Here is a 627-nt window from a genome sequence, read left to right on the forward strand (position 1 = left end):
CCTGGTGCGCCGCACGCAGGCGCTGGAGGGGATGCGCAGCAACCTCAATATGGAATCTTCGCGCTGGGAACGCGCCAACCGTCGCCTGAAAGCGATCAATACCGTTTCCTTAACGCTGATCACCCAGGCGTGCGAAACTTATCTGATTCAGGATACCCGCCCGGAGGTGGTAACGGACACGTTCCGTGAGCTCTTTGACGAGCCGGTTGAAACGGTGCAGGACGTGCACAGACAGCTCAAACGCATGCGTCGCGTCATCGCCTGGACGGGTGAACGCGATACGCCGGTGACGATTTATACCTGGGTCGGTGCCGCGACGCGCTACCTGCTGCTTAAGCGTGGTGTGACGGGTAATACCAAAATCAGCGCGGCGGAAGAAGAGGTGCTGCAGGGCGAAGTGGTGATTAAGCCGGAATCCGCCGAGCGCCATCATGCCATGGTCAACTTCTGGCGTACCACGCTGGCCTGCATGCTCGGCACGCTGTTCTGGCTGTGGACCGGCTGGACGTCCGGTAGCGGTGCGATGGTCATGATTGCCGTCGTTACCGCACTGGCGATGCGTCTGCCCAACCCGCGCATGGTCGCTATCGATTTTCTCTACGGCACCATTGCCGCACTGCCCATTGG

General features: G+C 60.4%; 1 protein-coding gene. It reads left to right on the forward strand.

Annotated elements, in window-relative coordinates; genetic code table 11:
- Window positions 1-627, forward strand: a 627-nt coding sequence (locus K5E19_RS23375; protein ID WP_221553315.1) for an FUSC family protein, incomplete at both ends; no start/stop codon positions are given.

Origin of the sequence: Enterobacter sp. RIT637 (genome assembly GCF_019718755.1) — a bacterium.
Taxonomy (GTDB): Bacteria; Pseudomonadota; Gammaproteobacteria; order Enterobacterales; family Enterobacteriaceae; genus Enterobacter.